Annotated in this window: 7 protein-coding genes; 3 read left to right on the top strand and 4 right to left on the bottom strand. The window is 62.2% G+C overall.

Features of this window, described 5'->3' with window-relative positions; all coding sequences use genetic code 11:
* Positions 1-454 precede the first annotated feature (454 nt).
* Both WCA85_RS05115 and WCA85_RS05120 read left to right on the top strand, forming a co-directional pair.
* The gene (locus WCA85_RS05115; RefSeq protein WP_424062080.1) at positions 455-1,546 is read left to right on the top strand and encodes a porin; all 1,092 of its coding nucleotides are present in this window, start codon (positions 455-457) and stop codon (positions 1,544-1,546) included.
* Positions 1,547-1,709: 163 nt separating this feature from the next.
* On the top strand, positions 1,710-2,648 hold the full coding sequence (locus WCA85_RS05120; protein WP_424062081.1) for a LysR family transcriptional regulator: 939 nt from the start codon (positions 1,710-1,712) through the stop codon (positions 2,646-2,648).
* A 35-nt stretch (positions 2,649-2,683) separates the two neighbouring features.
* Here the strand turns inward: WCA85_RS05120 and WCA85_RS05125 are convergent, their stop codons facing one another.
* Positions 2,684-3,643, bottom strand: coding sequence for an NAD(P)H-dependent flavin oxidoreductase (locus WCA85_RS05125; protein ID WP_424062082.1), 960 nt, complete (start codon positions 3,641-3,643; stop codon positions 2,684-2,686).
* Between the two features lie 299 nt (positions 3,644-3,942).
* On the opposite strand from WCA85_RS05125, the gene WCA85_RS05130 reads away from it, so the two are divergent.
* The gene (locus WCA85_RS05130) at positions 3,943-4,836 is read left to right on the top strand and encodes an alpha/beta fold hydrolase (protein WP_424062083.1); all 894 of its coding nucleotides are present in this window, start codon (positions 3,943-3,945) and stop codon (positions 4,834-4,836) included.
* 256 nt (positions 4,837-5,092) lie between these two features.
* Here WCA85_RS05130 and WCA85_RS05135 read toward each other — a convergent pair whose 3' ends face one another.
* The 3 genes from WCA85_RS05135 to WCA85_RS05145 all read right to left on the bottom strand — a co-directional run.
* A complete protein-coding gene (locus WCA85_RS05135) occupies positions 5,093-6,013 on the bottom strand; it encodes an MBL fold metallo-hydrolase (RefSeq protein ID WP_424062084.1) in 921 nt (306 codons plus the stop codon).
* Positions 6,010-6,240 carry a DUF1289 domain-containing protein gene (locus tag WCA85_RS05140; protein ID WP_424062085.1) on the bottom strand — a complete coding sequence of 77 codons (231 nt, stop codon included), beginning with the start codon at positions 6,238-6,240 and terminating at the stop codon, positions 6,010-6,012. Before WCA85_RS05140 ends, WCA85_RS05135 begins: the two co-directional genes overlap by 4 nt.
* Positions 6,237-6,511: YbaK/EbsC family protein (locus WCA85_RS05145; protein ID WP_424062086.1), on the bottom strand; the 275-nt coding region annotated here is incomplete at its 5' end. The genes WCA85_RS05140 and WCA85_RS05145, both read right to left, overlap by 4 nt.

Below are 6,511 nucleotides of genomic sequence, written 5' to 3' on the forward strand. Positions count from 1 at the left end.
AGCTTTCACTCTGTCAGGTAACGCTCGGCGCGCCTGACATGCAGATTCGCGTCTGTCGGAGTGACGTATTCACGCCACACTTTTCCGTGAGTGCGATGCGCAGTCTCGGCGCGAGATTTCTGCTCTTGCGCCGCGTGCGAATGATAGTCATCGGCACTGCGATTCATTCTTTGTCATTTTGCATATTGCAGGACTGGCGTGCGTTACAGGCCTTTGTAACAATCGCGGCGGCGCAGCCGCGACGACGACGGCGTCACCATTTACCAGCCCGATAAATCGCAAAACTAATCAAACCGATATACCGGCAATAACAAGACATATTTTTGTCCATAAAAATGATCCGCAAAGATGGTCCCGCCCAGATTAGCTCGGCGAACCAACGGACCACGAATAAACCGTTGGCGTGAGCTCCCCGCCGCACAGCCGCACCTTTTTGACAAAGACAGGAGAACCCATGAATACAAACACCCGCCGTGCGCTCAAAGCCACGCTCAAGGCCACACTCGTCGCGGGCCTCGTGGCTGGTGCGTCGTCGGCGTTTGCACAGTCGAGCGTGCAACTCTACGGTCAGGTCGACGAATGGGTCGGCGCGCAGAAATTTCCGGACGGCAAGAGTGCTGCGGAGGTGTCAGGCGGGGGGATGTCCACCTCCTACTGGGGCATGAAGGGCAATGAGGATCTGGGCGGCGGCTACAAGGCGATCTTCGCACTCGAAGGCTTCTTCCTCGCGCAGAACGGCCAGTACGGCCGCTTCACCGGCGACACGATGTTTTCGCGTAACGCGTATGTCGGTATCGAGTCGCCGTACGGCACGGTCACGGCTGGCCGTCTGACGACGCCGCTGTTCGTGTCAACCATTCTGTTCAACCCGTTCGTCGACTCGTACGAGTTCTCGCCGATGGTGTGGCACACCTACCTCGGCCTCGGCACGTTCCCGACTTACACGACGGATCAGGGCGTGGTGGGTGATTCCGGCTGGAACAACGCGGTCCAGTATTCGACGGCGAACTTCAATGGCTTGAGCGGCAACATCATGTATGGCCTCGGCAACACGGCCGGCGACAATGGCGCGAAGAAATGGAGCGCGCAGTTCCTGTACTTCCATGGCCCGTTTGCAGCGACTGGCGTGTATCAGTACGTGAACTTCAACGACGCGCCGGGCGACCTGACCTCGCTCGCGCAGAGCGTCGGGCTCACCAACATGAAGAGCCAGAGCGTCGCTCAACTCGGCTTGTCGTATGACCTGAAGTACATCAAGTTCTACGGCCAGTACATGTACACGTACAACGATCAGACCATGGGTAGCTGGCACGTGAATACCGCGCAAGGCGGCGTGACGGTACCGGCGGGCCCGGGCACGATCATGGCCTCGTATGCGTACTCACGAGACGGCAGCGGTCTTGACCAGACGCGTCAAACGGCGGCAATCGGTTACGACTATCCGCTGTCCAAGCGTACGGATGTCTATGCGGCTTACATGTACGACCACTTCGCCACGCAGTCGCCGGGTGACACGTACGGCGTGGGTATCCGCACGAAGTTCTGAGCGAGGTCTGCTACAACGGATCCAGGCTCGCGACAAAGCAAACCCCGCCTTCGAAAGAAGGCGGGGTTTGTCGTTTCTGGGGAATGAGAGAAGGGTTTTGCTCACGCATCGTTGATAAAACCGGCAAAATGACGCCGATTGATTCCCCCTGCGAGCGATTGTCATGGATACCCTCGTCAGCATGAAGGTGTTTCGCCACGTGGTCGAGGTCGGCAGCTTCGTCGGTGCGGCCGAGCGCATGGAGATGTCCGCGGCGATGGCGAGCAAGCACGTGATGCATCTGGAGCAGCAGCTGGGCGCACGGTTGCTCAACCGGACCACCCGGCGCGTCGCGCCCACCGAAGCCGGTCGTGAGTACTTCGAACGCTTGAGTCAGGTGCTGACCGAGCTCGAGGAAGCGGAGCAGGCGGTCGGTGCCGCAAGCGTGGTGCCACAAGGCCGGCTGCGGGTGTCGTCGCTGTCGGCCTTCGGCCTGAGTTACGTTATGAGTGCGGTGGCCGACTACGCAGCGCAGTACCCGCAAGTAACCGTCGAAATGACGCTGTCCGACCGGGTGGTCGAGTTGATCGACGAGGGGTTCGATGTCGCGATCCGGGCCTCGCCGTCGGGCCTGAAATCGTCCTCGCTGATTGCCCGGCAAATCGCCACCGCACATCTCGTGCTGTGCGCGTCACCCGAGTATCTGCGCCGGCACGGCACGCCGCTAAAAATTGCCGATCTGGCGCGTCATAACTATCTGCAGTACGCCGGTGTCGCTGCGCCCGAGCTCGGCCCAGGCAGCAGTGACGGCGCGCCCCGTATGCGGCTCTCCGGCAACCTGATCGTCAATCACCTTGAAGCGCAGCGCGTTCTCGTGTTGCAAGGCGCGGGCATTGCGATGCTCGGCACCGAAGTGATCGGCGACGATCTCGCCACCGGGCGCCTCGTGCCGCTGCTAGTCGGTGAGGTGCCGCCGCGCGAGTTGCCGATCCACGTCGTGTACGCGAGCCGCCGCCATCTGTCGGCGAAGGTGCGCTCGTTCGTCGATTTCCTGGCAGCGCGCTTTGCGAACGAGGCGCTGTGGCCCTCGTTCGAGCAGATCAAGGCGCTGGCCGTGAGCTGATGATCGGAGCGCGCCTGGTGCGCCCCTTCGATGCATCAACGGGAAATACCGAGGCGCGCTTTCGCGTCGTTGTATTCCTGGGTCAGCCGCCCGACCAGTTCACCGACGCTCGGCACGTCATGCATCAGACCGACGCCTTGGCCTGCGCCCCAGATGTCCTTCCAGGCCTTCGCCTTGTCGCTGCCGAAATTCATTTTCGTTTTATCGGATTCCGGCAGCGCTTCCGGATCCAGCCCCGCGTTGACGATACTTTCGCGGATGTAGTTGCCGTGTACGCCGGTGAAGAGATTCGTGTAAATGATGTCGGACGCGCTCGAATTGACGATGGCGTGCTTGTAGCTGTCCACCGCGTGCGCTTCCTGGGTCGCGATGAAGCGCGTGCCCATGTACGCGAGGTCGGCGCCCATCGCCTGCGCGGCCAGGATCGAGCCGCCATTTGCGATGGCGCCTGACAGCACGAGCGGGCCGTCGAAGATGCGCCGCACTTCCCCGACGAGCGCGAACGGTGAGGTGGTGCCAGCATGGCCGCCCGCGCCGGCCGCGACCAGGATCAGACCGTCGACACCGGCTTCCAGCGCCTTCTGCGCGTGGCGGATATTGATCACGTCATGCAGCACGATGCCGCCGTAGCTGTGCACCGCATCAATGATCTCTTTGGCCGGCGCGCGCAGGCTGGTAATGAAGATCGGCACCTTGTGTTCGACGCACACGCGCACGTCGTGCTCGAGCCGCGTATTCGACTGATGGACGATCTGGTTGACGGCAATCGGTCCGATCACTGCATCCGGATTGGCTGCCTTGTGTTCCGCAAGCGACGCCTGAATCTGCGTGAGCCACTCGTCGAGCAATTCCGCCGGCCGCGCGTTGAGCGCCGGAAATGAGCCGACGATACCGGCCTTGCACTGCGCCAGCACCAGCTCGGGATAGCTGACGATAAACATCGGCGAGGCCACAACGGGCAGCGCAAGGTGTTGCAGGACGGCGGGCAATGCCATGGTGTGAGTCTCCTGAAACTGGGCCGACGCGCGTCGGACGCCCGGCATAGGTGAGTTTAGCGGGATCGGCAGCAGCGCGAAGCGAGGCGGCCTGTCTTACGGGGTTGAACGCTTAACCCCCCGCTATCTGGGAAGAATTTACGAACGATCGTTCTATTATAGGCCAATACATAGCCAGGCGGTGAGCGTGTGGAGTTGGAAGGAGTATTCAGGTTCGACGTTAACGTGGCCTAACCCACCCCTCAGTGCCACACAGCGCTCCTACAATGAGTTGACCTACAACGAGAAGAGACATCTCCATGCCCTACGAGGATTTCACGCCCTTTCGCGTCGCCGTGGGTGACGTCGATATTTTCGGGGTCAAGGGCGGGGCAGGGCCGCCTCTGTTGCTGCTGCACGGTCATCCGCAGACCCATCTGATCTGGCATCGGTGTGTCGCACAGCTTGCCGAGCACTTCACGGTGATCGCCACGGATTTGCGCGGCTACGGCGCGTCCGGCAAGCCGCCCAGCGACCCGAGTCACGCGGCCTATTCAAAGCGCGCGATGGCGGCCGACCAGGTGGCGGTGATGCGTCATTTTGGGTTCGAGCGCTTCCTCGTTTGCGCCCATGATCGCGGCGCACGAGTCGCGCACCGGATGGCGCTCGATCATCCGGACGCAGTCGAGCGTCTGATGCTGCTCGATATCGCACCCACGCTCGCCATGTATGAAGCCACGGATCGCGCCTTCGCCACGGCCTACTTCCACTGGTTCTTTCTGATTCAGCCGGAGCCGCTGCCGGAAACGCTGATCGGCGCGAACCCCGACGTCTACGTCGACCGTGTGATGGGTAGCCGCCACGCCGGGCTTACACCGTTCGCGCCAGAGGCGCTCGCGGCGTATCGTGAGGCGCTGCGTCAACCGGGCGCCGTGCATGCGATCTGCGAGGACTACCGTGCGTCGGCGACGATCGATCTCGATCACGACCGCGCCGATATCGAATGCGGCCGCAAGATTGGCTGTCCGCTACGCGTGTTGTGGGGGGCGGAAGGCGTGATCGAACAGTGCTTCGACGCGCTTGCAGAATGGCGCCACGTGGCGCGGGACGTCAGTGGGCGCGCAGTTCCGTGCGGACATTACATTCCCGAAGAAGCACCGGGAGAACTGATCGCGGAGATGCTGTCGTTCTTCGAGGCAGTTGAACTCGATTAGCGCAATGATCGTGATGGGTGCCCGGCGTAGGCGGGCTTAAGGCGAGTGTCAACATTTTGTAGGGAAATCACCGATGCGGTCAAAAATTGAGCACGAGTATGATTTCTCCTGACGATGATCACGTCGACCGAATTGCGCCGCTTGCCAGCATGGCAAGCGGCTTTCTTTTTGTCCTGCTCATGGGTGGTCGCCGCCGCGCAACGGGCGCAATACGGCGGTTGCAATATGGGCCTTAACCCATGGTGATTGAGTCGCGCTAGGCACGGCCGCGTGCCACGATGCGCGCGCCATCCACGATCAACGGCCCGCTGTTTGCCGCCAGTTCCTCGATTAGTTCACGCAACAACGCCGGCCATGCAGCGCGCGGTTTGAGCATGGCCGCAGCGGCGTGCATCACGGCGGCTTCGTCGAGCATGCGCATTAGCGCATCGAAGCTCATCTCGCGCACATCCAGTAGCTTGAACACGATCAGCACCTTCAGCGCATTCTTTGCGTTGCGTGCTGGATCGGCGCGCAGCCATGCGACACGCGAAAACGCCCGCTCCAGCGCGAGCGCGACGTTGGTGAAGGGTGCGCCATGGCCTGGAACGATGGTGCGCACGTCAAGCTGCGCGATCGTCTCAAGCACGGCTTGCTGTTCGGCAAAGCCGCTTTCGCCTCCCAGTTCCGGGAAGATCACACCGAAGCCGTTTTCCCAGAGCGCGTCCGCACTGATCAGCACGCGTTCGTCGGCGCAATAGAGCATTAGCGAGTGCGGATCGTGGCCCGGCGCGCCGAGCACTTGCCAGTCCAGTCCGCCGAGCCTGAACGGCGTGCCGGGTGCAATGGTTTCCGTGAAGGTGAAGCGTTCGCAATGTTGACCGGTGGCGCGATACGTCAGACGTGTTTGATCCCAATTCGCAACCGCTTCGCTCTCAGCCACCGGAATCGCGGTACGGCACGGCCACGTAGCCTGCAAGAGGGCGTTGCCGCCGCAGTGGTCGGAATGCAGATGCGTATTGACGATCAGATCGAGGGGTCGCTCGCCAAGCGCGTTTTGCACCAGCGCGAGCGTTTGCGGCGCATGGCTCGCGTAGCCGGTGTCGACCAGCGCGGCGCACGCGTGATCCACCAGCAGCACATTGTTCGACGATAGCCAGCCTCGTTCGAACACCTGGATGGATGGGGGCAATCTCATGCCCGCGCCTGCTGATGCTGCGCGAGCCATTGCACATGCCGGCCTTCCAGCAGGTCCCAGACCGCGCGTTTGCTTGCGTCGTCATAGGTGGCCCAGCCGCTGACTTCGTCGATGGTGCGCAGACACCCCTCACACAGTCCGGTGGCGTCGTCCATCCTGCACACGTTGATGCACGGCGACGGCACGGACGTCACGACGTCCTGCGATGCCGCAGTGCCGGCCGTCATGCGGATTCCCGCAGGGCGACGTCGGCGACCGGAGCGCCGGTCAGTGCGACCAGTTCTTGCGGCGACAGGTTGAACACAGCATGGGGGTGGCCGGCGGCGGCCCACAGGCTATCAAGCGCGAGCAGGTCAGCGTCGATCAGCGTGACGGGCGGCGTGGCGTGACCGATCGGGCAGACGCCGCCGATCGCATAGCCGGTTTTCTCGCGCACGAACTTCGCGTCGGCGCGGGCGATCTCACCGACCTGCGCGGCGACTTTCTTTTCGTCGACGC

This window comes from Paraburkholderia sp. (assembly GCF_049581445.1).
Taxonomy (GTDB): domain Bacteria; phylum Pseudomonadota; class Gammaproteobacteria; order Burkholderiales; family Burkholderiaceae; genus Paraburkholderia.

Coding starts and splice junctions, on each gene's coding strand:
- WCA85_RS05115 (WP_424062080.1), top strand. CDS start 455: ATGAATACAAACACCCGCCGTGCGCTCAAAGCCACGCTCAAGGCCACA.
- WCA85_RS05130 (WP_424062083.1), top strand. CDS start 3,943: ATGCCCTACGAGGATTTCACGCCCTTTCGCGTCGCCGTGGGTGACGTC.
- WCA85_RS05140 (WP_424062085.1), bottom strand. CDS start 6,240: ATGACGGCCGGCACTGCGGCATCGCAGGACGTCGTGACGTCCGTGCCG.
- WCA85_RS05120 (WP_424062081.1), top strand. CDS start 1,710: ATGGATACCCTCGTCAGCATGAAGGTGTTTCGCCACGTGGTCGAGGTC.
- WCA85_RS05125 (WP_424062082.1), bottom strand. CDS start 3,643: ATGGCATTGCCCGCCGTCCTGCAACACCTTGCGCTGCCCGTTGTGGCC.
- WCA85_RS05135 (WP_424062084.1), bottom strand. CDS start 6,013: ATGAGATTGCCCCCATCCATCCAGGTGTTCGAACGAGGCTGGCTATCG.